At 71.4% G+C, this 24,020-nt stretch carries 20 protein-coding genes; 12 read left to right on the top strand and 8 right to left on the bottom strand.

Annotation, left to right across the window (positions count from 1 at the left end):
* Positions 1-97: 97 nt before the first annotated feature.
* On the top strand, positions 98-673 hold the full coding sequence (locus ACFV9W_RS26145; RefSeq protein WP_385765035.1) for a transglycosylase family protein: 576 nt from the start codon (positions 98-100) through the stop codon (positions 671-673).
* Here ACFV9W_RS26145 and ACFV9W_RS26140 read toward each other — a convergent pair.
* The 3 genes from ACFV9W_RS26140 to ACFV9W_RS26130 are packed head-to-tail and all read right to left on the bottom strand — an operon-like array spanning position 633 to position 4,375.
* Positions 633-1,346, bottom strand: coding sequence for an ATP-binding cassette domain-containing protein (locus ACFV9W_RS26140; protein ID WP_385765033.1), 714 nt, complete (start codon positions 1,344-1,346; stop codon positions 633-635). The genes ACFV9W_RS26145 and ACFV9W_RS26140 overlap by 41 nt on opposite strands.
* Positions 1,343-3,898 carry an ATP-binding cassette domain-containing protein gene (locus ACFV9W_RS26135; RefSeq protein WP_385765031.1) on the bottom strand — a complete coding sequence of 852 codons (2,556 nt, stop codon included), beginning with the start codon at positions 3,896-3,898 and terminating at the stop codon, positions 1,343-1,345. Before ACFV9W_RS26135 ends, ACFV9W_RS26140 begins: the two co-directional genes overlap by 4 nt.
* A 12-nt stretch (positions 3,899-3,910) precedes the next feature.
* Positions 3,911-4,375: a hypothetical protein gene (locus ACFV9W_RS26130; RefSeq protein ID WP_385765029.1), complete on the bottom strand. Its 465-nt coding sequence runs from the start codon at positions 4,373-4,375 to the stop codon at positions 3,911-3,913.
* A gap of 165 nt (positions 4,376-4,540) precedes the next feature.
* Here ACFV9W_RS26130 and ACFV9W_RS26125 point away from each other — a divergent pair, with 165 nt between their 5' ends.
* The 4 genes from ACFV9W_RS26125 (at position 4,541) to ACFV9W_RS26110 (ending at position 8,648) form a co-directional block, all read left to right on the top strand.
* Entirely contained in the window at positions 4,541-5,143 is a 603-nt protein-coding gene (locus tag ACFV9W_RS26125) for a hypothetical protein (RefSeq protein WP_385765027.1), read from the top strand.
* Positions 5,118-6,398 (top strand): ABC transporter substrate-binding protein, encoded by a 1,281-nt coding sequence (locus ACFV9W_RS26120; RefSeq protein ID WP_385765025.1) that lies wholly within the window; start codon positions 5,118-5,120, stop codon positions 6,396-6,398. The genes ACFV9W_RS26125 and ACFV9W_RS26120 overlap by 26 nt, the downstream gene beginning before the upstream one ends.
* 166 nt (positions 6,399-6,564) lie before the next feature.
* Complete coding sequence (locus ACFV9W_RS26115; protein ID WP_385765023.1) at positions 6,565-7,812, top strand: glycosyltransferase family 4 protein; 1,248 nt, start codon at positions 6,565-6,567, stop codon at positions 7,810-7,812.
* Between the two features lie 56 nt (positions 7,813-7,868).
* A complete protein-coding gene (locus tag ACFV9W_RS26110; protein WP_385765021.1) occupies positions 7,869-8,648 on the top strand; it encodes a hypothetical protein in 780 nt (259 codons plus the stop codon).
* Between the two features lie 30 nt (positions 8,649-8,678).
* On the opposite strand, the gene ctaD is transcribed toward ACFV9W_RS26110, so the two are convergent.
* A complete protein-coding gene (gene ctaD, locus ACFV9W_RS26105) occupies positions 8,679-10,364 on the bottom strand; it encodes a cytochrome c oxidase subunit I (RefSeq protein WP_385765019.1) in 1,686 nt (561 codons plus the stop codon).
* Between the two features lie 335 nt (positions 10,365-10,699).
* On the opposite strand from ctaD, the gene ACFV9W_RS26100 reads away from it, so the two are divergent.
* Complete coding sequence (locus tag ACFV9W_RS26100) at positions 10,700-10,915, top strand: I78 family peptidase inhibitor (RefSeq protein WP_385765017.1); 216 nt, start codon at positions 10,700-10,702, stop codon at positions 10,913-10,915.
* Positions 10,916-11,019: 104 nt separating this feature from the next.
* Here ACFV9W_RS26100 and ACFV9W_RS26095 read toward each other — a convergent pair whose 3' ends face one another.
* Both ACFV9W_RS26095 and ACFV9W_RS26090 read right to left on the bottom strand, forming a co-directional pair.
* Positions 11,020-12,009, bottom strand: a complete 990-nt coding sequence (locus ACFV9W_RS26095) for a phosphatase PAP2 family protein (protein ID WP_385765015.1) — start codon at positions 12,007-12,009, stop codon at positions 11,020-11,022.
* Between the two features lie 222 nt (positions 12,010-12,231).
* Positions 12,232-13,416, bottom strand: coding sequence for a hypothetical protein (locus ACFV9W_RS26090; protein WP_385765012.1), 1,185 nt, complete (start codon positions 13,414-13,416; stop codon positions 12,232-12,234).
* A 259-nt stretch (positions 13,417-13,675) separates the two neighbouring features.
* Between ACFV9W_RS26090 and ACFV9W_RS26085 the strand changes: the two genes are divergently transcribed.
* Positions 13,676-15,307, top strand: coding sequence for an MFS transporter (locus tag ACFV9W_RS26085; protein WP_385765010.1), 1,632 nt, complete (start codon positions 13,676-13,678; stop codon positions 15,305-15,307).
* 30 nt (positions 15,308-15,337) lie between these two features.
* Here the strand turns inward: ACFV9W_RS26085 and ACFV9W_RS26080 are convergent, their stop codons facing one another.
* On the bottom strand, positions 15,338-15,787 hold the full coding sequence (locus ACFV9W_RS26080; RefSeq protein ID WP_385765008.1) for a cell division protein SepF: 450 nt from the start codon (positions 15,785-15,787) through the stop codon (positions 15,338-15,340).
* A gap of 329 nt (positions 15,788-16,116) precedes the next feature.
* Between ACFV9W_RS26080 and ACFV9W_RS26075 the strand changes: the two genes are divergently transcribed.
* The 5 genes from ACFV9W_RS26075 to adhE all read left to right on the top strand — a co-directional run bounded on the left by ACFV9W_RS26075 (position 16,117) and on the right by adhE (position 23,705).
* Positions 16,117-17,385, top strand: a complete 1,269-nt coding sequence (locus tag ACFV9W_RS26075; protein WP_385765006.1) for a DUF5685 family protein — start codon at positions 16,117-16,119, stop codon at positions 17,383-17,385.
* A gap of 214 nt (positions 17,386-17,599) precedes the next feature.
* Entirely contained in the window at positions 17,600-18,502 is a 903-nt protein-coding gene (locus ACFV9W_RS26070) for a S1 family peptidase (protein WP_385765004.1), read from the top strand.
* Positions 18,503-18,664: 162 nt separating this feature from the next.
* Positions 18,665-19,597, top strand: coding sequence for a slipin family protein (locus tag ACFV9W_RS26065; RefSeq protein ID WP_385765002.1), 933 nt, complete (start codon positions 18,665-18,667; stop codon positions 19,595-19,597).
* A 230-nt stretch (positions 19,598-19,827) separates the two neighbouring features.
* Positions 19,828-20,910, top strand: coding sequence for a S1 family peptidase (locus ACFV9W_RS26060; protein ID WP_385765000.1), 1,083 nt, complete (start codon positions 19,828-19,830; stop codon positions 20,908-20,910).
* Positions 20,911-21,077: 167 nt separating this feature from the next.
* Positions 21,078-23,705, top strand: a complete 2,628-nt coding sequence (gene adhE, locus ACFV9W_RS26055) for a bifunctional acetaldehyde-CoA/alcohol dehydrogenase (protein WP_385764998.1) — start codon at positions 21,078-21,080, stop codon at positions 23,703-23,705.
* A 49-nt stretch (positions 23,706-23,754) separates the two neighbouring features.
* On the opposite strand, the gene ACFV9W_RS26050 is transcribed toward adhE, so the two are convergent.
* Positions 23,755-23,985, bottom strand: coding sequence for a hypothetical protein (locus tag ACFV9W_RS26050; RefSeq protein ID WP_385764996.1), 231 nt, complete (start codon positions 23,983-23,985; stop codon positions 23,755-23,757).
* Positions 23,986-24,020: the final 35 nt, after the last annotated feature.

Here is a 24,020-nt window from a genome sequence, read left to right as displayed (position 1 = left end):
GCACGACCCCACCCGGTCCGCCGACCGGGTGGGGTCGCGCGCCGGGCGCGGCGCGGCACGCCCGGCGGCCGCACACCGGCTGCCTAGCGTCCGCGCTATGCACCAGAGCGCTACGTTCCCGAAGGCGCACGGCCCGCGGCGGTGGACGGCGGCCCTGCTGGGCGTGCTGCTCGCCCTGGCCGCGCTGCCGGCCCTCGCCGCACCGGCGGACGCCGCCGAGCCGTACGACTGTGCCAAGACCGAGTGGCCGTGGTCCTGCCTCGCCGAGTGCGAGAGCGGCGGCGACTGGGACGAGAACACCGGCAACTCCTTCTACGGGGGACTCCAGTTCAAGCAGTCCACCTGGGAGGAGCACGGCGGACTCCAGTACGCGCCGCGCGCCGACCTCGCGACCCGCGCCGAACAGATCAAGGTCGCGGAGGAGGTGCTGCGCACCCAGGGCTGGGAGGCGTGGCCGGTCTGCTCCAAGCGGTACGGGCTCGAGGGCCGCGTCCACGTGGTGCAGCGCGGCGACACGCTGGCGTCCATCGCGCGGCGCTTCGAGGTCGAGGGCGGCGCACAGGCGCTCTACAAGGCCAACCGTGACGTGATCGGGCCGCACCCGGACCGGCTCGACGAGGGGACGACGCTGGTCATCCCCGAGCCGGGGGCGTCGGCGGGCTCGTCGGGCTGACCGGCGGCGGCCCGCCCGCCCGGCTCTCGCCGGCCTCGCCCCGGAAGACGACCGCGCCGCGCCCGAGTTCGTACACGAACACCGGCGTCCCGCGCAGGCCGGGCGGCAGGCGCTGCTCGGCGAGGACCACGCAGGCGTCGAGTGCGCGCAGGAGGGCGTGGGTGCGGGCGGCGACCGGCGGGGCCATGCCCTGGGTGGGCTCGTCGACGAGGACGACGCGGGCCCGGGAGACCAGGACCCGTGCGACGGCGAGCATCCGCTGCTCGCCGCCGGAGAGGGTGCCTGCGCGGCGGGCGAGGAGCGGGCCCAGCTCGGGGTAGGCGTCGAGGGCGGCGCCGAAGTCCCGCTCGGGCGCGGCGAGGCGGAGGTTCTCGGCGACGGTGAGTCCGGCGAAGACGGCCTGCCGGTCCGGTACGAGGCGCAGACCCGCGGCCGCGCGGGCGTGCGCGGTGTGCCGGGTCACGTCGGCTCCGTCCCACACCACGGACCCGGCGGTGAGCCGTACGGTGCCGGCGAGGGCGCGCAGGGCGGTGCTGCGGCCGGAGCCGTTCGGCCCGAGCAGCACGGTGAGCGCGCGGGCGGGGGCGGCCAGGGTGACGCCGTGGAGCGCTTCCAGGGGGCCGTAGCGGACGCGGGCGTCGCGCAGTTGGATGCCGCCGGGCCCGGACGTCATGAGGGCTCCGGGGTGCGGTCGAGGACCGAGTCCGGCGTGCCCGAGCTCACGATGCGGCCCGCCGCGAGGACGTGCACGGTGTCCGCGAGTTCGGCGACGAGGTCCAGATCGTGCTCGACGACGAGTACGGCGACGCCGTCGTCGGCGAGCGCCCGCAGCAGGCGGGCGAGGGCGGCGACTTCGGCGGGGTCGAGCCCGGCGGTCGGCTCGTCGAGCAGGAGTATGTGCGGGTCGCCGGCCAGCGCGCGGGCCAGTTCGACGCGGCGCAGCGTTCCCGTGGGCAGCCCGTCCGTCGCCTGCCCGCCCCGCAGGCCGAACAGCCGGGTCATCCGCTCCACGGCCGCCGGGTCCCGTACGCGGCCCTGCTCGGCGCCGACGCGGATGTTCTCGGCCACCGTCAACGAGGCGAAGACGACGAGCTGTTGGAAGGTGCGGGCGATGCCGAGTCTGGTGCGGGTGTGGGCGGGGAAGCGGGTCACGTCCCGTGGGCCGAGCAGGACCCTGCCGGTGTCGGGGCGGACCGTTCCGGCGAGGCAGTGGAAGAGGGTGCTCTTTCCGGCGCCGTTGGGCCCCACGATGGCGGTGACCGTGCCGATCGGGAGGCGGATGGTGGTGTTCTGGAGGACGGGGTGGGTGTTGTAGGTGACGGTGAGGTCGGTGGCGGTGAGGGCGGTGGGGGTGGGGTGGCGTCTGGTTGCGGTGGGCCGTGTGCGCGCCACGGGGCTCTGCCACGGACCCCGCGCCTCAATCGCCGGCGGGGCTTGATCTGGCCGACCGGGCCTTGGGCCCCGGAGCCGTACGCTCACCCCCCGGCCCACCAGCACCGCCAGCATGCCGATCACCAGCGCGGCGATCCCGCCCCGGGCCCCCGCGTCCAGGCCCACCAGGAGGCCCGCCCCGATGAGCGCGCCGAACGGGTTGTCCGCGCCCAGGACCACCACCGCCGCGAACCACAACAGGCCCCGCACCGGGTCGTACGCCGACGGGTCGAAGGAGTGCAGGCCGAAGGTGAGGAGGCCGCCTCCCAGTGCCGCGAGTCCCGCCCCCGCCACGAACACCGCGACCTTCAGGCCCGGCACCCCGACACCCGCCGCCGACGCCCCAGCCTCGTGGTCCCTGACCGCCGCGAGTGCCCGGCCCACGCGCCCCCGTCGCAGGCCCGCCACGCACACCAACGCCCCGAGCAGCAGGGCGAGTTCGAGTGCGTAGAACGCCCGGTCGTCCGCGAACCCCGCGGGGCGCGACGGTGAGAGGCCCGATGCCGCGTACGGCTGCGCGAACACGAATCGGCTCACCCCGACGCCCACCGCGAAGGTCGCGAGTGCAAGGGCGAGGCCGCGCCGCCGGATCGCGGGTGCGGCGGTCAGCAGGCCGAGTGGCGTCACCATCACCACGGCCGCCAAGAGGGCCAGAAGGGCGGGGAGTTGGGGGAGGCCCGGGAAGCGGCCCGTCGCCAGCAGTGCCGCGAAGAGGGCTCCCAGGCCCGCAAACGCGCCCTGACCGAGAGCGAGTTGGCCGGCCCTGCCCGTGACCACCACCAAGGACAGCAGGATCAACGCCAGCGCCGGTACCTGGATCGACGTCCGCAGGTCCGAGCCCGCGAACCCGAGCGGCAGCAGGAACAGCACGCCCGCCACGAGCCAGGCCCCCGGTGGAGCGGCCCGGGTCCGGCGGGTCACCGTCGTCGGCAGCGCCCCCTTCCCGCCCACGCCCGGCAGCACGAGCGCCGCGACCAGCAGCGCCACCACGAACAGGTTCGCCCCCACCGCCTGGACGAGCGGCTCGGCCCAGCCGCGCGGATGCAGCCGCGTCAACTGGCTCTGCGCGACCCCGATCGCGAGCGCCGCGCCCACCGCCACCCCGAGCCGCCGCATGCCCGCCGCGACCGCCACCGCCACGACCTCCATCACCAGCAACGGCAGACCGTACGGGTCGAGACGTACGTAGGGGGCGAGGAGCACCCCCGTCAGGCCCGCGGTGAAGGTGCCGAACGCCCAGCCCGCCGCCGCGACCCGGTCAGCGTCGATCCCGCCGAGCACGGCCAGCCGCCGGTTGTCGACGACCGCCCGCAGCTCACCGCCGAACCGCGTCCAGCGCGTCACCGCCCACACCGCGACCCCGACCGCGCAGGCGGTCGCGAGCTGGCCCCACGGCTCCCCGGGGATCAGCCTCGGCGCGTCCTCCTGCGCGCCCGTGCCCCAGAGCAGCGTCGCCGCCCCGACGAGGAGGACGAACACGCCGATGGACGCCACCAGGGTGCGCGCCGGGTCGTTCCCCGTGCGGGCCAACGGCCTGAACACCCAGCGTTCCAGGGCGAGTCCGAGCCCCGGCGCCACCACCAGGAGCACCAGCGCCGCGGCCGCCCACAGCGGCACCTCCCACACCACGACCAACTGCCGCAGCAGATACGCGCAGATCATCGCGACCGCGCCGTGCGCGAAGTTGAGGACACCGGTCGCCCGGTAGGTGACGATCAGGCCGATCCCGGTGAGTGCCGCCGCCGCTCCCACCGAGAGGCCGGCGAGCGTGAGGTCGTAACTGAGGGATGACACGACCTCGGCTCCTCAACTCCCGGTGGGCGGTTCGCAGACGGGGCACGGGCCCAGGCCCGCCTCCGTGATCGCGCCCGCGTCCACGGGCACCGCCCGCGGCTTGCCCTCGACGAGCGGGCAGTCGGCGCGGTGCCACAGCGTGCCGCCGGGCACCATGAGCAGCCGGTCGCTGGAGGCGAGCGGGGGCGCCGGATCCGGCTCCCCGGGCGTCGGTTCGGCCGTGACCAGCAGCTCGTAGAGGCGCTCCACGCGCGAAGCGGCGAGCATGTCCCTGCCGTGCGTGAGGAGCACCGCGCCCGCGACGATCAGGGCCGCGCCCGGCACCGTGCAGGAGGCCAGATAGGGGAGCTGGCGCTCGGCGAAACGTTCGCCCGACATGCCGTACCAGCCGATCACGCAGAGCACCGCGCCGACGGCGAGCGCCGCGAGCCCCGCCCACAGGGCGGGATGCACAGTACGTAGTCGGGCAGTCCGCATCGCCGGCCCCCACTGGTGCGCGCGTGTGTCTGGCCTTGTCCGCCGATCGCTTGCACTATGCCTTTTGGAGCACAACTCCGAAAGCTCCGGGGACAGTTGGCGAGGCATTCGCGATCTCATCGAGTCCGCCACCCCGTCCCCGGACCGACACCCGGCGGTGGCCTGATGGTTCTCGGGAGCACATCTCGCGCGGCTCGCGGACGGGGCGCGGCGCTCGCCCTCGCGCTGACCCTGGTTCTCGGCCCCGCCCTGGCGGCCTGCGGCGACGACAGCGGCGGCGACGACAGCGCCCCGCCGACACCGACCTCGAAGGCACCCACCAGCGAGGAACCCGCCAGCGAGGAACCCACGAACAAGGAGCCCACGAGCGAGGAGCCCTCGTCGGCGCGGCCCGACGGCGGGGGGCCCGCCGACCGGGCCGCCGCCGAGAAGGAGATCAAGACCAACTGGAAGAAGTTCTTCGACCCGAAGGTGTCGATGAAGGAGAAGGAGGCCGTCCTCGAGGACGGCGCCAAGATGCGCCCCGTCCTGAAGGGCTTCAGCGGCGACGAGCGCGGCGGCCAGGTGGAGGCCACCGTCACCAAGGTCGCCTTCACCTCGGCGACCGCGGCCGACGTGACGTACGGCCTCGCGCTCAAGGGCGCGACGGTGCTGCCCGACGCCAAGGGGACCTCCGTCGAGCAGGGCGGCACCTGGAAGGTGTCCGTCAACACCCTGTGCGCGCTGGTGCAGTTGAGCGGCAATGCGTCGCCGGGCCCGGGCTGCTGAGGCCCTGGCGGCGGGCCTGGCTCTCCTCGCCGTCGCGGCCTGTGGGTCCCGGCTGCCGGAGAGCGACTTCGAGGACCGCTCAGGGCCCGCGCCGCGGACCACCGCGCCACTCCACGTCGGCATCATCACCAGCGCCACCAGCCCCGTGGGCGGCGCCGCCTTCACCGACACCCGCGACGGGGCGCAGGCGTACTTCCGGCAGCTGAACCGGCAGGGCGGCATCCAGGGGCGCCGCGTCGAGGTGCACCTGTGCGACGACGGCGGCAGCGGCGTCGGCAACACCGCCTGCGTGCACAAACTCGTCGACGAGCGGAAGGTCGTCGCCCTGGTGGCCACCACGGCGCTCGACTACGCGGGCGCGGAACGCGTCTCCCACGCGCGCGTGCCCGACATCGGCGGCCAGCCGGTCGGCGCCGCCTACGACACCTATCCGCACCTGTACGGGATCTACGGCAGCCAGGCGCCGCGCGAGGGGAAGCCGGGCTGGGACGGGAAGCTGTACGGCGGAACCGAGGTCTACCGCTACTTCAAGCGCGAGCACGGCGCCCGCACCGCCGCCGTCGTCTCCTACAACCAGGCCGCATCGGCCGCGTACGCCCGTCTGGTGACGCGCGGGCTCAGGGCCGAGGGCTACCGCGTGATCACCGAGCAGCTCGACTTCGCGCTGCCCAACTTCCGTGCCGCGGCCGCCGACCTGAAGGACGCGAAGGCCGACCTCGTCCTCGACGCCATCGACGCGCACGGCAACGCGCGGCTGTGCGAGGCCATGGACGAGGCGGGCGCCCGCGTCACCGCGAAGGTCACGAACGTACAGAACTGGACCTCGACCGTCCGGTCCGCCTACAAGGACGCGCCGCACTGCCGCGCCTCCCTGTGGGCCACCGGCGCCAGCCGCAACCACGAGGACACCGGGCACCCCGCCGTACGCGCCTTCCGGGAGGCGACCAAGGGGCTCGGGACGCACTCGCAGTGGCAGCTGGAGGGCTGGGCCGCCGCCATGTGGTTCACGGACGCCGCGCGTTCCTGCCGCACCGTCACGCGCGCGTGCGTCGACCGTTTTATGGAGCGCGGCGCACGGTACTCGGCCGATGGGCTGCTGCTTCCCGTGACGTACGCGCGGCAGGCGGAGCCGCCGAGAACTCGAAAGACGTGTCTGTCGGTCGCGAGATGGACCGACGCGAAAGGCTGGGTCACTCAGGGCGGCGGCATGACGCACACCTGTTTCGACGTTCCGCAGCTCTCCTACCAGCCCTGACGTACCTCCTGATGGGTGATTTGGCGAGAAGGTTCCCGAAAACACCTACCGATCCGGCATCTGTTCAGGAACAAGATGACGATGAGGAACAACCCTCGCCAGATCATCTCCGTCTAACTACCCGGTAGGCGGAGAAGACGGACTGTTCAGACAGATACGAGGGCGCATGCAGATTTCCTTTTTGATTCACAATGCGTACGGGATCGGAGGGACGATCCGCACCACGTACAACCTTGCCAGCGCGCTTGCCGACCACCACGACGTGGAGGTCGTGTCCGTCTTCCGGCACCGCGACGAGCCGGTGTTCGCGCCGGACCCGCGCGTACGGGTGCGCCACCTGGTCGACCTGCGCAAGGGCACCGCGGGGTACGAGGGCGAGGACCCGGAGTTCCGGCGGTCCGCCTCGGTCTTCCCGCGCAGCGAAGGGCGGTACGAGCAGTACAGCGCGCTCACCGACCGGCGGATCGCCGAGCACCTCGGCTCGCTGGAGGCCGACGTCGTCGTCGGCACCCGGCCGGGTCTGAACGTGCACCTGGCCAGGGACACCCGGCGCGGCGTGCTGCGCGTCGGCCAGGAGCACCTCACCCTCGGCACGCACTCCACCGCGCTCCGCCGCGAACTGCGCGGCATCTACCCGCGGCTCGACGCGCTCACCACGACCACGGAAGCCGACGCGTACGCCTACCGCGAGCAGCTGCGGCTCCCCGGAGTGCGCATAGAGGCGATGCCCAACCCGGTCCCGCAGCCCGGCGTCGCGCCCGCCGACGGCAGCGGGAAGTGGGTCGTGGCGGCCGGCAGGCTCGCGCCCGTGAAGCGCTACGACCTGCTGGTGCGCGCCTTCGACCAGGTGCGCGCCGAGCGGCCCGACTGGCGGCTGCGGATCTACGGCGGCGGCAAGCAGAAGGACAAGCTGCGCACGCTCATCGACGACCTCGGCCTCTACAACCACGTCTACCTCATGGGGCCCGCCCACCCCATCGAGCCCGAGTGGGCGAAAGGTTCCCTCGCCGCCGTCACCTCGACGTACGAGTCCTTCGGCATGACGATCGTCGAGGCGATGCGCTGCGGCCTTCCGGTGGTCTCCACCGACTGCCCGCACGGCCCCGGCGAGATCATCGACAACGGCGTGGACGGCCGGCTCGTCAAGACCGGCAGCGTCCAGGCGATCTCCGGCGGCCTGCTCGAACTCATCAACAACGACACCCTGCGCCAGGAGATGAGCGCTCGCGCCCTCAAGGGTTCCGAGCGCTTCGACCCGGCGCGGATCGCCGAGCGCTACGAGGACCTGTTCGGCTCGCTCACCAGCCGCGGCGGCTCCCTCGGCCTGCTGCACCGGGCCCGCGGCTCACTCCTCGGCGGCGCCTACGCGGTGCGCGACGCCCTCCGACCGCAGCGGAAGGAACACCCCGCATGACAGCCCCCACGGCCCCGCCCCCGCCGTGCCCCGAAGACAGCGACAGGAGCGTCCGCATGCCGCCCCGAGCCGACTGCATCGCCGACTCCGCCGGCGGGCTCACCTTCGACGTCACCGACCACGGGTCGCCCGACCCGGCCCACCTGGTGCTCGTCGACCGGGCCGCGGGGCACACGGTGCGGCTGCCGCTCACGCCGACCGGCGAGGGGCGGCTGCGCGCGTCGCTGCCGATAAGCGTCTCCCTCGCGGAGGGCCGCTGGGACGCGTACGCGCAGGTCGCGGGGGACGAGCCGGTGCGGCTCACGCCGGGCGTCAACGATCTGCGCTCCCTGGTGGACCGGGCACCGAGCGGCTCGCGCGGTTACGTCGCCGTACGCATCCCGTACGCCACCAAGCACGGCAACCTCTCCGTGCGCAGCTGGCTGCGGGCGCCGCACGCGGAGGCCGGTGAACTGCTCATCGCGGACGGCGAGCTGACCGTGCACGGGCGGATCTACGGCGCCGAGTTCACGGCGAAGGCGTACGCGGAGATCCGCTCCCGCGCGGAGCGCGGCCCCGTCCTGCGTGCCGAACTGGCCTGGGACGGCGCCCGGTTCACGCTCCGCATCGGCTACGACGAGCTGCGCGAGGGCCGTTGGGACCTGTGGCTGCGGCCCTCGGGGGACGACGGCCCGCCGGTACGGCTCGCCCGGCTCCTCGACGACATCGCCGACAAGAAGCCGATCTTCACGTACCCGCCCGCGCGGGTGACCGTCGCGGGCCGCGGCGAACTGACCGCGGATCCTTACTACACCGGGTCCAACGACCTTTCGATCCAGGTGACGTCGGCCCAGTAGGCGGACGGCCGGGGCGGCCGCACAGCCTCCTCAGGACTTCTTGCGCGACACCGCCGGCATGTCCTCGAAGGCCGCGAACTCCGGGTGGTGCAGGTCGAACGCGGGGGACTCCGAGCGGATCCTCGGCAGGGTGACGAAGTTGTGGCGCGGCGGCGGGCAGGCCGTCGCCCACTCCAGGGACCTGCCGTACCCCCACGGGTCGTCGACCTCGACCTTCACGCCGTACTTCGCCGTCCGCCAGACGTTGTAGAGGAACGGCAGCGTCGACAGGCCCAGCAGGAACGCGCCGATCGACGAGACGGTGTTGAGCGCCGTGAAGCCGTCCGCCGCCAGATAGTCCGCGTACCGGCGCGGCATGCCCTCCGCGCCCAGCCAGTGCTGGACCAGGAACGTGGTGTGGAAGCCGACGAACAGCGTCCAGAAGTGGATCTTGCCGAGCCGTTCGTCGAGCAGCTTCCCCGTCAGCTTCGGCCACCAGAAGTAGAAGCCGGCGAAGGTCGCGAAGACGACCGTGCCGAACACCACGTAGTGGAAGTGCGCGACGACGAAGTACGAGTCCGTGACGTGGAAGTCCATCGGCGGCGAGGCGAGGATGACGCCCGTCAGGCCGCCGAAGAGGAACGTGGTCAGGAAGCCGACCGACCACAGCATCGGCGTCTCGAAGGACAGCGAGCCCTTCAGCATCGTCCCGGTCCAGTTGAAGAACTTCACGCCCGTCGGCACCGCGATCAGGAACGACATGAACGAGAAGAAGGGCAGCAGCACCCCGCCGGTCGCGAACATGTGGTGCGCCCACACGACCACCGACAGGCCGGTGATCGCCATCGTCGCGCCGACCAGCATCGTGTAGCCCCAGATCGGCTTGCGGCTGAAGACCGGCAGGATCTCGCTGATGATCCCGAAGAAGGGCAGCGCGATGATGTAGACCTCCGGATGCCCGAAGAACCAGAAGAGGTGCTGCCACAGCAGCGCACCCCCGTACTGGGCCTCGAAGACGACGGACCCGAACCGCCGGTCCGCCTCCAGGCAGAGCAGCGCGGCCGCGAGCACCGGGAACGCGAGCAGCACCAGGATCGACGTGAACAGCGTGTTCCACGTGAAGATCGGCATCCGGAACATCGTCATGCCGGGCGCCCGCATCCCGATGATCGTGGTCAGGAAGTTCACCGAGCCGAGGATCGTGCCGAACCCGGCGAGCGCGAGCCCCATGATCCACAGGTCGGCGCCGATGCCGGGGGAGCGGGTCAGGCTGTTCAGCGGCGCGTACGCGAACCAGCCGAAGTCCGCGGCCCCGCCCGGCACGATCAGCGAGCCGAGCACGATCAGGCCGCCGAAGAGGAACAGCCAGTACGAGAACATGTTCAGGCGCGGGAACGCGACGTCCGGCGAGCCGATCTGCAGCGGCATGATCTCGTTCGCGAAGCCGGCGAAGGTCGGCGTCGCGAACAGCAGCAGCATGATCGTGCCGTGCATCGTGAACAGCTGGTTGTACTCCTCGTTGGAGAGCGCCTGCATGCCGGGGCGGGCCAGCTCGGCCCGCATCAGCAGGGCCATCACCCCGCCGATCAGGAAGAAGCCGAACGACGTGATCAGGTAGAGGTGGCCGATCTTCTTGTGGTCGGTCGTCGTCAGCCAGTCCACGACGATCCGGCCCGGCCGTCGCTCGCGCGCCGCCCCCACCGATGCGGGCCCGGCCTGCACCCCGGTCGTTCCCATCGCTTGCCCCCTCGCTGCTCTGCTGCGCGCCTCGGGCCTGCTGCGGACTGAAGGCCATGATGCTCGCGCGACACCCGCGGCGACAGAGGGCGTACCCCTGTTTCTGGCATGGACAGGCAATTCCCGGACGTCCTCAACTCGCCCGCTCCGCAGCCGCATTCGGAATGCCCGGGGGGAATTGCGCGCGGGCCGCCGCAATTCCCCCGCGCCGTGCGGAGAAAGCGAAAATAAGGAGCGGGTAAGAAGCGGGAAACCCTCGAACGTGTGAGGAACTCCTAATAGCCAACTGTCGTGATCTTGTGACAAAAGCGTGACGCGCGGCCTACGGTGGCGGCATGGCACCCATACCCACCCCGCCGACCGAGCCGCAGGACAATCCGGACGCGTATCTCGGCCTCGAAGCAGAGGCCGCCGAGTCGCAGGCCCGTGGCCGCGGCTGGACCTCCGTGCGGCAGTTGCCGCCCGGCGCGATCATCACCATGGAGTACCTGACCGGCCGGCTGAACTTCGAGGTCAAGGACGGAAGAGTGACGCGCTGCTGGATGGGCTGAAGGCCCCTGGAGCGTGCGAAGGCCCCCGAACCTGCAGGAGGTTCGGGGGCCTTCGCGGTGCGGGGCTTGGTTGTGCGTACCGGGCCCCGCCGTCTGTGGGCGCGCTAGGACACCGTTCTCGTCGACGGCGTCCCGCGCGTGAGTCTCTCCGCGGCCGGGCGGCGGCTGCCCGCCGGGGTGATCGGTGTGCGCTCGCCGCGCGGGGTGTGCGGGCCCTGCGGGAGCAGCTGGCGGCTCGTCCTGGTGGCGCCGACGGAATCGCGCGCATGGCTCGTGGTCATCGCGGGAACCGCGACGGGCTCGGTCTCCGGCTGTGGCAGCCCGGCGCCGGAGCGGCGGCCGCGCAGGCGGTCGCGGACCGCGAAGATCCACGCCTCGGCGCGGGCCACCAGCGGCTCGAACCAGGGGAGCGCGAGCAGGATGAGCAGGCCCGCGGCCCAGCCGAGCAGTACGTCGCTCAGCCAGTGCGTACCGAGGTAGACCGTGGTCAGGCCGACGCTCAGGGAGATCACCGCGGAGACCGCGGACAGCCAGCGCCTGGCCCGCGGGGTGGAGGCGAGGTAGGCGAGGATGCCCCAGGTCACCACCGCGTTCGCGGTGTGGCCCGAGGGAAATATGTCGCCGCCCTGCCACATCTCGCTCGACCCGATGGCCGTCGCGTAGTGCGGGCCCGCGCGGCCCATGCCGTACTTGGCGGCGCCCACCGTCACGTTGAGCAGCAGCAGCGCCGTGCCGAACATCAGCAGCGGCCGCAGCGTGTGCTGCCGCCACGAGCGCCAGCCCAGCCATGCCGTCACCATGACGGCCGTCGGGCCGCGCTGGCCGAGGACGACCCAGTAGTCGAGGAAGGCGTGGATGTCCGGCCACTGCTGGTACGGCCGGAAGAACATGACCTGCCAGTCCACCGCCACCAGCCATGACGTGGTGAGGACCGCCACGACGATCGTGAGGTAGAAGGACAGGGTCAGCCCGAAGAGCACGACCCGGTGCCGGCTCATGTGGGGCATGTCCACATGGGTCGGCCGTTCGGGCTCGCGATCGAGCCTGGCGAAGACCCGCTCCACACGGCGGGTCAGGTTTCGTTCGGTACGCACCCAATCGACGCTACAGCGACCGAGAGGTGGACCGACGCGAATCACGGGCTTTGTGATGACGATGTGATGTGGGATTGATCTCAGGTGGCCGAATATTCCCATGATTTCGACGACCCGGAAGGAAGGATTCCCGAATTCAAAGATCGTTTCCGTGGCTCATTATATGACGCTTATGAATGCGTTCACCTGATACCCGTGTGGAATTGGCCGTTCACTCACCGCTCACGGCGGGCCCGACCCGTTCAGCCAGAACGCTCCGTAGACCGCCGACAACGCTGCGAGACCGCCGAGCACCCACGCCGACCTGCTGGTACGCCGGCCGGCGAGCGCCGTCGCGAGCGGCAGCAGCAGCGGGAACGCGGGCAGCAGCAGCCGCGGCTTCGAGCCGAAGTACCCCGAGGCGCACAGCGCGAGCACGACCACGATGCCCGTGTAGACGAGCACCGGAACCGGCTCGTGCCGCCGCACACCGGCGACATACAGCCAGATCACCAGCGCGACCCCGACGATCAGGCCGACCCCCGTGAGCGCGCCCAGCGGTGACGTGAACCGGTCGGCGACGAACCCGGCGAAGGCCATGCCCCCGTCGAAGCCGTTGCCCCACTGTTCCTGCACGTCGAGATAGCCGAACAGCCCGCCACCGGTCCGCCGCCCGACCCACAGCACGTACCCCGCGGCGCCCAGCGGAGCCAGCAGCACCCCGATGACGAGGCGCCACGACTCCCGCCCGTCTCCCGCCGCCGCCCTTCCAAGGCCGCGCTGCGCGCCTCTCCCTCTTCGCTCCCGTACGACCCACAGGACAGCCGCCACCCACACCGCCGCGACCACGGCCGCCCCGATCGGCCGGGTCAGCCCCGCGAGCGCGGCGAGCAGCCCCGCGAGCACCCAGTGCCGGCGCAGCACCGCGTACAGGCCCCACGCCGCGAGCGCCGTGAACAGCGCCTCGCTGTACGCCATCGACGTCACGATCCCGACGGGCAGCGCGCCCCACAGCACGGCGAGACAGATCCCCGCCCGCCTCCCGTGCAGCAGGTCGCCCACGGCGAAGATCCCCCACGCCGCCGCGAGCGAGGCGAGCAGGCTCACCACGAGGCCCGCGTCCGCGTACGACAGCGGGCTGACGGCCGAGACGAAACGTTCGAGCCACGGAAGGAGCGGAAAGAACGCGAGATTCGAGTGCACGGTGCCGTCGGGCAGCGTCACCGACCAGCCGTAGCCGTGCTCGGCGACCCGCGTGTACCAGAGCGAGTCCCAGCGGGCCGTCAGCAGCGTGTGCGCGCTCTTGCCGTTCGCCGCGCTCCACACGGCGAGCACGAGCAGGCCGAGCGCCCGCACGGCGGCGTATCCGAGCAGGGCGGGCGCGGCGTGCCGCGGCGAGGGTCGATGTCGTTGGTCCACGTCCGTCACGGCCCCGATTATCGGCGTCCGTCCCGTCCGCCCCACCAGCAGGTCCCCGTCCCTCGAGTGGTGCACGCCACACCCGCGTGCGGTCACCTTGAGAGGTCCGCCACGTGTCATTGGCGAGAACTCGCGTACGCTGACGGCTTACTCGCCTTGTCGCCGCGGGGCCGGGAGACCGCTCCTCCCGAGCCGGAACCCAGACAACGCCTATGGCATCCCCTGTCCTGGGAACCGCCGAACGCGAGGACCACTGGGAGGTACGTACATGTCCGGGACGAACACGGCCTCCGGGCGCGCGCTCGGGCGCCTGGCCGCAATGGGCACCCGACCCCACCGCTGGGTCGTCCTCGTCGTCCTGTGCACAAGTCTTCTTCTGGTCGCCCTCGACTCGACCATCCTCTACGTGGCGCTGCCCGCGGTCACCGAGGACCTCAAGCCGACCTCCGTCGAGCTCCTGTGGATCGGCGACGCGTATCCGCTCGTGTGCGCCTCGCTGCTGATCCTTTTCGGCACGCTCGGCGACCGGGTCGGCCGCCGGAGGATCCTGCTGCTCGGCTACGCCCTGTTCGGCGCGGCCTCCGCGCTCGCCGTGTTCTCCGACACCGCGCAGGTGCTCATCGTGGCCCGCGCGATCCTCGGCATCGGCGGCGCGATGATCATGCCCGCGACGCTCTCGATCCTGCGCGACGTCTTCCCCGACCGGCACGAGCGGGCCGTCGCGATCGGCGTGTGGACCGCGGTCGCCGCGGTCGGCGCCGCCACCGGGCCCGTACTCGGCGGCTTCCTCGTCGAGCACTTCTGGTGGGGCTCCGTCTTCCTCATCAACATCCCGCTGATGCTGATCATGCTGCCGCTGTGCCGGGTCCTCGTGCCCGAGTCCAAGGGGCGCAGCGACGGTCCGTGGGACCTGTTCGGCGCGCTGCTCGCCGCGCTCGGCGTGCTCGGCGTCGTCTACGGCATCAAGGAGCTCGGCACCAAGCGCGATCTGCTCGACGCAGAGGCCGTGCTGCCGTTCCTCGTCGGTGTCGTGCTGCTCTTCCTCTTCGTGCGCCGCCAGCGCCGCCGCGAGCACCCGCTCATCGACATGAAGCTGTTCTCGCGGGTCGCGTTCTCCACCTCCGTCGGCTGCATCGTCATCGCGATGCTCGCCCTCGTCGGCCTCGAACTGATCGCGGTCCAGTACCTGCAGCTGGTGCTCGGCCTGAGCCCGCTGGAGACCGGTCTGCGGATGCTGCCGCTGACCTTCGCCGCGATGACCGCGGGCATCATCGGCTCCGCGAACCTGCGCCGCTTCGGGCCGCGCGCCATGGTGTCGTCCGGCTTCGCGCTGACCGCCTGCGCCGTGCTGATGCTCTGCGCGATGGGCCAGCAGGACAAGCCGTGGCTGCTCGGCTTCGGCTTCGTCCTGCTCGGCTTCGGCTTCCAGACCACGCTGTTCGGGGCCTACGAGTCGATGCTCACGGAGGCGCCCGCGGACGACGCCGGTGGCGCGGCCGCGATCGGCGAGACCTCGTACCAGCTGGGCGCCGGCATGGGCATCGCGCTGCTCGGCTCCGTGATGAACGCGGCGTACGCGCCCGGGCTCGGCAATGTGCCGGGGGTCTCCGACGGCGCGTCGACCGCCGCGGGGCACTCACTGGGGGAGGCGTACCAGATCGCCGCGCGGCTCGGGGGCGCGGCGGGGGACGCGCTGCGGGATGCCGCACGCGCCGCGTTCGTGCACGGCCTGCACGTCACGCTGGTGGTCAGCGCGGTCCTGCTGTTCGTCGGGGCGCTCGCCGCGCTGCGGCTGCCCCGGCGGATGGAGTGCGAGACGCCCGCGGCGGACGACGCGGACGTGGCGGCGCCGCGGCGGGCCGCGTCACAGGCTGAGTCCTCGGCGTCCTCGGCCGCGTGACGTGCGGTTCGGGGGAGGCCCCCGAACCGCTCAGCTCTGGTTGAAGAAACCGTCCGCCGGGGCCTTGGTGTCACGGCCCGAGACGATCTGCGTGTCCGCGGGGCTCAGCAGGAACACCCGCGTGGCGACCCGGTCGATCGAACCCCGCAGGCCGAAGATCAGGCCCGCCGCGAAGTCCACCACGCGCTTGGCGTCGGCCGGCTCCATCGACGTGAGGTTCATGATGACCGGGACGCCGTCCCGGAACATCTCGCCGATGCGCCGCGCGTCCCGGAAGGTGTCGGGGGTCACCGTGCCGATCCGGCGGCCCTTCTCCTGGGCCTCCTCGGAGGCGACCTTCACGCGCGGGTCCGTGACCCAGGCCGCGTCGCCGGCGGCGGCGGGCTCGGGCCCCTCGTCGTAGTCGTCGTCGTAGTAACGCTCGTCATCGTTGTCGTCGACGAGGCCAAGCCAGGCACTCGCCTTGCGCACCGATCCCATGGACGCCTCCTCTCACAGCGGTTCCTCTGCGTTCCGCATGTCGTGCATCCCCAATGTTCGTCCATGATGCAGATGCGACGCCAAGGGGATAGTCGCCGCGCGGGGGTTTCGTGACGGTACTGGTGCACAGTCTGCGTGACGTTGTCCCCCAGTTCCCAAGGGTTGTACGGGATACGGCTGCTGATGGTGAGTGAAATATGATTCTTCACGGCGTATGGGTGACCTTCGGTGCGTACGGGTGAACGGGAGGCTCGCGCAAGGGGTCGATACGATGCCGGGGACGGCCACCCGAGTTGACGGGCCGTCATTCGGTGCACGGGGGAGTCTTCTTGTTCGGCATGGTTCGGCCCTGCTCTCATCGGCTCGGCGAGAGCCTCAGGACCCAGTGGATGGCGCACCTCTGCGGGCTGTGTCTGGCGCTGCGCGGCGACCACGGGCAGTTCGCCCGCGTCGTCACCAACTACGACGGTCTGCTCATCTCGGTTCTGACGGAGGCTCAGAGCGGGCGGGCGGGCGCGGGAGGCGGTGCGTGGCGGCGGCAGGCCGGTCCGTGCCCGCTGCGCGGCATGCGCGGCGCCTCCGTAGCCCAGGGCGAGGGCGCGCGGCTCGCCGCCGCCGTCTCGCTCGTTCTCGCCTCGGCGAAGGTGCGCGACCACGTCGAGGACCGCGACGGACTTTTCGCGCGCAGGCCGGTGGCCGCCGCCGCGCGGAAGGTCGCCGCGGGCTGGACAAGGGCCGGGGCCCGTACGGGATCTGACGTCGGGTTCGACACGGCGGTCCTGGTCGACGCCGTCGAGCGGCAGGCCGGAGTCGAGACGCTCGCCGGGCCCGGCAGCAGCGTGCTCGCCGTGACCGAGCCGACCGAGACCGCGACCGCCGCCGCCTTCGCGCACACCGCGACGCTCGCCGGGCGGCCCGCGAACGCCGAGCCGCTCGCCGAGGTGGGGCGGCTGTTCGGGCGGCTCGCGCATCTGCTCGACGCCGTCGAGGACCGGGAGGCCGATGCCGCCTCCGGGGCCTGGAACCCGCTCACCGCCACCGGCACATCGCTCGTGGTGGCGCGGCGCCTCGCCGACGACGCGCTGCACGGCGTCCGGCTCGCCCTGCGCGACGTCGAGTTCGTGGACGGCAAGCTGGCGCACCTGCTCCTCGCGCACGAGCTGGGCCGCTCGGTGGACCGGGCGTTCGGGACCGAGGGCTGCGCCACCGCCCACGCGCACTCCGGGTCGGCGTCGACGCCGCAGCACGGCGACGACGCGCCGTACGGCTCCGGGGGCCCGGGGTCGTACGGGCCCCACCATCCGTACGACGGCGGCAATCCGTACGGCGGCGGTGGCTCCGGCGGCTCCGGTGGGCCGGGCGGTCCCGGCGGCCCCGGGGGCGACCCGTTCGGGAAGTCGCCGAAGCCGGGGAAGCGGGGGCTGCTCGCCGGGTGCGCCGTCGCGATCGGGCTGTGCTGCACGTGCAAGGCGTGCTGCGCCAAGGAGTACGAGGGGGCCTGGTCCCGGAAGAAGCGCGAGGGCTGCTGCCGCAGCTGCGACGGATCGGACTGCTGCGACTGCTGTGACTGCTGCTCGTGCTGTGACTGCGGTTCCTGACGCACCGGTCGCGCACAGAGCGGGGGCGATTGCGGAGAAGTGGCGGAAGTCCGAAAGGCGCTCTTGTGCGCGGCGGCCGGACCGGCGAATACTCCCGTCAGCGATTGTCAGGGGCACGGCGGGTTCGGAATCCGGACAGCCGCCCGTCCCCTGACTGCGCCTCACGGGCCCCACCCCACGAGGGCCCCCGACTTCCCTACGGGAGGAACGAGCAGTGAGGATCAAGCGCAGCACCCCCCGCAGCGGCAGAACCAGATCGACCCGGCTGATCGCCGTCGGTTCCGGTCTGCTCGCCGTGGCAGCATTCGCGATTCCCTCCGCCAACGCGTCCGACGCATCGCAGACGTTCAGCGCCTCCGAACTCACCCAGACCCGGGACGCCGTCCGCACCGCGGATGTCGCCGGTACCGCCTGGGCCGTCGACTCCAAGACCAAACAGGTCGTCGTCACCGTCGACAGCACGGTCTCGCAGGCCGAGATCAGCAAGATCAAGAAGGCGGCCGGCGACACCGCGGGCGCCCTCAAGATCGAGCGCACGGCGGGCACCTTCAAGAAGCTGATATCCGGCGGTGACGCCATCTACGCGAGCAGCTGGCGCTGCTCCCTCGGCTTCAACGTCCGCAACAGCGCGGGGACCTACTACTTCCTGACCGCCGGTCACTGCACCGACGGCGCCGGGACCTGGTGGTCCAACTCCGCGCGCACCGCGACCGCCGGCACCACCACCGGGTCCAGCTTCCCCGGCAACGACTACGGCATCGTCAGGTACGCGAGCGGGGTCGCCCACCCCGGCACCGTAGGCAGCGTGGACATCACGCGCGCGGCCACGCCGTCCGTCGGCACCACCGTCACCCGCAAGGGCTCCACCACCGGCACGCACAGCGGCCGGGTCACCGCCCTCAACGCCACCGTGAACTACGGCGGCGGCGACATCGTCTCCGGCCTCATCCAGACCACGGTCTGCGCCGAGCCCGGCGACTCCGGCGGCCCGCTCTACGGCGGCTCCACCGCCTACGGCCTCACCTCCGGCGGCAGCGGCAACTGCTCCTCCGGCGGCACCACGTTCTTCCAGCCGGTGACCGAGGCGCTCAGCGCGTACGGAGTGAGCGTCTACTGATCCGGCCGCTCCACCCCGAGTCACGTTCCGCAGTCGCAGCCAGCAGTTGAGCCCCCGTCCGGCCATTTCGGCCGGGCGGGGGCTCTCCCTAAGCGCCCCTTACGGGATTACCTTCGAAGTACACGCCTTTTGCGCCCACTTCGGACCCTGGGGGGCCGTGAGATGGTCGAGGAACTGGTGGCGGCGGGAGTGGCCGTCGCATGTGCCGGCGGGGTCTACGTGATGTCCGCGGCGCGGGTCGTCAAACAGTACGAGCGCGGGGTGGTGTTCCGGCTCGGCCGGCTCACCAAGTCCGTGCGCGGCCCGGGGTTCACGATGATCGTGCCGTTCGTGGACCGGCTCCGTAAGGTCAATCTGCAGATCGTGACGATGCCGGTGCCCGCGCAGGACGGCATCACGCGGGACAACGTCACGGTGCGGGTGGACGCCGTCATCTACTTCAAGGTCGTCGACGCTGCCGAGGCCGTGGTGCAGGTCGAGGACTACCGGTTCGCGGTCTCGCAGATGGCGCAGACGTCGCTGCGTTCCATCATCGGCAAGAGCGACCTCGACGATCTGCTGTCGAACCGGGAGAAGCTCAACCAGGGCCTGGAGCTGATGATCGACAGCCCGGCCGTGGGCTGGGGCGTGCAGATCGACCGCGTCGAGATCAAGGACGTGTCGCTGCCGGAGACCATGAAACGCTCGATGGCCCGGCAGGCCGAGGCCGACCGTGAGCGCCGCGCCCGTGTCATCAACGCCGACGCCGAGCTGCAGGCCTCGAAGAAGCTCGCCGAGGCGGCCGGTGTGATGTCGGACCAGCCCGCCGCGCTCCAACTGCGCCTCCTGCAAACCGTGGTGGCGGTCGCGGCCGAGAAGAACTCGACGCTGGTGCTGCCGTTCCCGGTCGAACTGCTGCGCTTCCTGGAGCGGGCCACGCCGGGGGACGCCGAGCGCGCGGCGCGCTCCGCCGTCACCCAACTCGCCGAAGGGGCACTGCCGGGGCTGACCGAGGCATCGGCGCGGCCGCCCGGGTCCGAGGAGGAAGGGGCGGCGGAGGCCCCCGAATCAGCCGTGAACGGTGGGCAAGCAGGGGCGAAATCCGGACAGGACTAGACCTCACCCTCCGCCCACCCCCGGGTGCCCGGTGTGTTTGCAATGGGGATCGACGTGCGGTGCGGGGGCGCCCCCAAGGTGCGCGGGGCGTACGACGGTTGGCGAACGCGCGTCCGGAAGTCGACCTTGTGTGTTCCCTGTGACGGTCGGGATAGTGGCCAAGTCAGCCTCACGGATCCGGTCCGTCCCCACACGAACCGGTATCCCAACCCCCCACAGGAGGACGTGAGTTGAAGCACCGACGCATACCCAAGCGGCGTGCCGCCGTGGTCGGAGCGGGAATCTTCGCCCTGGCCGCAGCGGGCATCACCTTCCAGACCGCGAACGCCAGCACCGACGCTCCCGACCTGGCGCCCCGGACACTGTCGATCGCCAAGGCCGGAACTCTCGCCTCGAGCCTGACCAAGGACCTGGGCGCGGAATCGGCGGGCAGCTACTACGACGCCAAGACCAAGCAGCTCGTCGTCAACGTCCTGAACGACGACGCCGCGCAGACGGCGCAGGCCGCAGGCGCGAAGGCCAGAGTCGTGCAGAACTCCCTCGCCGAGCTCAAGGGCGCGCGCACGGCCCTGAAGCAGGACGCGACCATCCCGGGCACGTCCTGGGCCGTCGACCCCGCCACCAACAAGGTCGTCGTCACCGCCGACCGCACGGTCAAGGGTGCCGACTGGAACCAGCTCACCGGCGTCGTCGAGAAGCTCGGCGGCAAGGCCGAGCTCAAGCGCAGCCAGGGCGAGTTCAAGCCGTTCATCGCGGGCGGCGACGCCATCACCGGTGGCGGCAGCCGCTGTTCCCTCGGCTTCAACGTGACCAAGGGCGGCGAGCCGGCCTTCCTCACGGCGGGCCACTGCACCGAGTCGATATCCACCTGGGCGGACGCCGACGGGCAGGAGATCGGCACCAACGCCGACTCCAGCTTCCCGGACAACGACTACGGCCTGGTGACGTACACGGCGGACGTCGAGCACCCCAGTGAGGTCAACCTCTACAACGGTTCCTCGCAGCAGATCACCAAGGCCGCGGAAGCGACCGTGGGCATGCAGGTGACCCGCTCCGGCTCCACCACGCAGGTGCACGACGGCACGGTGAAGGGCCTCGACGCCACCGTGAACTACGGCAACGGCGACGTCGTCAACGGCCTCATCCAGACCGACGTCTGCGCCGAGCCCGGTGACAGCGGCGGCTCGCTCTTCTCGGGCGACTCGGCGATCGGGCTCACCTCGGGCGGCAGCGGCGACTGCACGTCCGGCGGCGAGACGTTCTTCCAGCCGGTGACGGAGGCGCTCTCCGCCACGGGCACGGAAATCGGCTGACCGGCCGACGCCTTTTGGGCCCCGCCCCCGGGAGACCGGGGGCGGGGCCTTCGTCTTTGGGTGCGGGACCTTGGTCCCACGGGCCGAGGACGTTCTCCGACACCTCAGTGGAACGTAAAGGTGTGGAATTGAGGCATCAGCGAAAAGGCACGAAAAGGGAGCCTGCCGTGGATGTCGAGGGTGTCGAGGGTGCCGAGGGTATCGAGGGGACGGTCGACGAACTGGTCGCTGGAGCGCGCGAAGCGCTCGCGGCGTTCGAGACCTACGACCAGGAACAGGTCGACCACATCGTCAAGAAGGCGTCGCTCGCGGCGCTCGCCCACCACGGCGACCTGGCGAAGGCCGCCGTCGAGGAGACCGGCCGCGGCCTGTTCGAGGACAAGGCGGTCAAGAACCTCTTCGCCTGCGAACACGTCGTGAACTCGCTGCGCGGCCTGAAGACGGCCGGTGTCGTCTCCCGCGACGAGCTCAACGGCATCACCGAGATCGCCGAACCGGTCGGCGTCATCTGCGCGATGACCCCCGTCACCAACCCCACGTCGACCACCGTCTTCAAGGCGCTGATCGCCCTGAAGACCCGCAACCCGATCATTTTCGCCTTCCACCCCAGCGCCCAGAACTGCTCCGCCGAGGCCGCGCGCATCGTGCGCGACGCCGCGATCGAGGCCGGGGCGCCGGAGAACTGCGTGCAGTGGACAGCGGAGCCGTCCATGGCGGCGACCGGCCTCCTCATGAACCACGAGGGCGTCTCCACGATCCTCGCCACCGGCGGAAACGCCATGGTCAAGGCCGCCTACTCGTGCGGCAAGCCCGCCCTCGGCGTCGGCGCGGGCAACGTACCCGCGTACGTCGCCAAGGACGCCAAGCTCCAGCGCGCCATCCACGACATCGTGCTCTCCAAGGCCTTCGACAACGGCATGATCTGCGCCTCCGAGCAGGCCGTGATCCTCGATGCGGAGATCTACGAGGACGGGATCGCCGAGCTGCGACGGCTCAAGGCGCACGTGGTGACGGCCGCAGAGAAGGCCAAGCTGGAGGAGTTCGTCTTCGGCGCCACCGCCCACGGCCACGACTGCGCGGGCGCGAAGCTCAACGCGTCCGTCGTCGGCAAGTCCGCGACCTGGATCGCCGAACAGGCCGGTTTCGAGGTCCCCGAGGACACCTCGATCCTCGTCGCCGAGTGCACGGAGGTCGGCCCCGGCGAACCGCTCACCCGCGAGAAGCTCTCCCCGGTCCTCGCCGCCCTCAAGGCGAACGACACCGGGCACGGCCTCGAACTCGCCGCCCAAATGGTCGAGTTCAACGGCCTCGGCCACTCCGCCGCCATTCACACCGAATCCCCGGAACTGGCCGAGGAGTTCGGGCGCCGCGTCAAGGCGGTCCGCGTCATCGTCAACGCGCCCTCCACCTTCGGCGGCATCGGCGACGTCTACAACGCCTTCGTCCCCTCGCTGACCCTCGGCTGCGGCTCCTACGGCCACAACTCGGTCTCCAACAACGTCTCCGCGGTCAACCTCGTCAACATCAAGCGGATCGGGCGGCGCAACACCAACATGCAGTGGTACAAGATCCCGCCGAAGATCTACTTCGAGCGGGGCGCCGTCAAGTACCTCGCCGAGATGGACGACGTGCACCGGGTCACCGTCGTCACTGACCGGACGATGAGCGACATCGGCTTCGTACGGAAGATCACCGACATTCTCAACTCCCGGCCCACGGCGGTGACCTTGCAGGTCATCGACAACGTCGAGCCGAACCCGGAGCTGGCGACCGTGCAGGCGGGCGCCGCCGCGATGCGGGAGTTCCGGCCCGACACGATCGTCGCGCTCGGCGGCGGCTCCCCGATGGACGCCGCGAAGATCATGTGGCTGATGTACGAGCGCCCCGAGGTCGAGTTCGCGGACACGAAGGAGAAGTTCTTCGACATCCGCAAGCGGGCCTATAAGTTCCCGCAGCTGGGGGAGAAGGCGAAGCTCGTCGCGATCCCGACCACCTCGGGGACCGGCTCCGAGGTCACCCCCTTCGCCGTCATCTCCGACCCGGCCGCCGCCCAGAAGTACCCCCTGGCGGACTACGCGCTCACCCCGAACGTCGCGATCGTCGACCCGACGCTGCCGATGAACCTGCCGCCGGCCGTCACCGCCGACTCCGGCTTCGACGCGCTGACCCACGCCACCGAGGCGTACGTCTCCGTGTACGCGAACGACTTCACCGACGGCCAGTGCCTCCAGGCGATCAGGCTCATCTTCGAGAACCTGGAAGCCTGCGTGAAGGACGGCGCGAAGGCCCCCGAGGCGCGCGAGAAGATGCACAACGCCTCGACCATCGCGGGCATGGCCTTCGCCAACGCCTTCCTCGGCCTCGTCCACGCCATGGCGCACACCCTCGGCAACACCTTCCACGTCGCCCACGGCCGCACCAACGCGCTGCTCCTGCCGCACGTCATCCGGCACAACGGCACCGTCGCGTACAAGGCGACGCCGTGGCCGAAGGCCGAGACGTACCGGGCGCCCGAGCGGCTCCAGGACATCGCCAGGATGCTCGGCCTGCCCGCCGCCACCCCCGAGCAGGGCGTGGAGTCGTACGCGAGGGCCGTCGAGGAGCTGCGCGAGCGGTGCGGCATCCCGGCGTCCTTCCAGGCGGCGGGCGTCGACGAGGCGGCCTTCCTGGAGGCCCTGCCGCAGCAGGCCATGAACGCCTACGCCGACCAGTGCGCGCCCGCCAACCCACGGATGCCGATGATCGACGACATGAAGCGGCTGATGCGGCAGGCGTACTACGGAACCACCGCGTAACACCGCCGCCCGGCGGCCCCGGAGCGAGCCCGTCGAGTCGTGTCCCCCGTCACGCCTCGGCGGGCTCCCGCGGTGCCAGGAACCGGCCCATCGGCAGCACCGCCCGCCCCCACGTCGACGCCATCACCTGCCCGGCCGGCAGATACAGCGCCCCGGCCGTCGCGGCGAGCCCGGACCAGCCCGCGACCCGGTTCCAGCCGACGAGGCCCGTGAAGCCGTTGCAGGTCATCGCGACCCACAGGCCGAGCGGACCGAGCTGGGCCTGCGCGGTCGGCTCCATCCGCTTGACGGAGCTGGCCTGCCCGGCCGGGCCCG

The sequence above is a fragment of the Streptomyces sp. NPDC059897 genome (assembly GCF_042730865.1).
Taxonomy (GTDB): Bacteria; Actinomycetota; Actinomycetes; order Streptomycetales; family Streptomycetaceae; genus Streptomyces.
Note: the sequence above shows the minus strand (reverse complement) of the source record. Positions and strands in the feature narration are given on the sequence as shown.

Coding starts and splice junctions, on each gene's coding strand:
- ACFV9W_RS26145 (WP_385765035.1), top strand. CDS start 98: ATGCACCAGAGCGCTACGTTCCCGAAGGCGCACGGCCCGCGGCGGTGG.
- ACFV9W_RS26140 (WP_385765033.1), bottom strand. CDS start 1,346: ATGACGTCCGGGCCCGGCGGCATCCAACTGCGCGACGCCCGCGTCCGC.
- ACFV9W_RS26130 (WP_385765029.1), bottom strand. CDS start 4,375: ATGCGGACTGCCCGACTACGTACTGTGCATCCCGCCCTGTGGGCGGGG.
- ACFV9W_RS26125 (WP_385765027.1), top strand. CDS start 4,541: ATGGTTCTCGGGAGCACATCTCGCGCGGCTCGCGGACGGGGCGCGGCG.
- ACFV9W_RS26120 (WP_385765025.1), top strand. CDS start 5,118: ATGCGTCGCCGGGCCCGGGCTGCTGAGGCCCTGGCGGCGGGCCTGGCT.
- ACFV9W_RS26115 (WP_385765023.1), top strand. CDS start 6,565: ATGCAGATTTCCTTTTTGATTCACAATGCGTACGGGATCGGAGGGACG.
- ACFV9W_RS26110 (WP_385765021.1), top strand. CDS start 7,869: ATGCCGCCCCGAGCCGACTGCATCGCCGACTCCGCCGGCGGGCTCACC.
- ctaD (WP_385765019.1), bottom strand. CDS start 10,364: ATGGGAACGACCGGGGTGCAGGCCGGGCCCGCATCGGTGGGGGCGGCG.
- ACFV9W_RS26100 (WP_385765017.1), top strand. CDS start 10,700: ATGGCACCCATACCCACCCCGCCGACCGAGCCGCAGGACAATCCGGAC.
- ACFV9W_RS26085 (WP_385765010.1), top strand. CDS start 13,676: ATGTCCGGGACGAACACGGCCTCCGGGCGCGCGCTCGGGCGCCTGGCC.
- ACFV9W_RS26080 (WP_385765008.1), bottom strand. CDS start 15,787: ATGGGATCGGTGCGCAAGGCGAGTGCCTGGCTTGGCCTCGTCGACGAC.
- ACFV9W_RS26065 (WP_385765002.1), top strand. CDS start 18,665: ATGGTCGAGGAACTGGTGGCGGCGGGAGTGGCCGTCGCATGTGCCGGC.
- ACFV9W_RS26050 (WP_385764996.1), bottom strand. CDS start 23,985: ATGGAGCCGACCGCGCAGGCCCAGCTCGGTCCGCTCGGCCTGTGGGTC.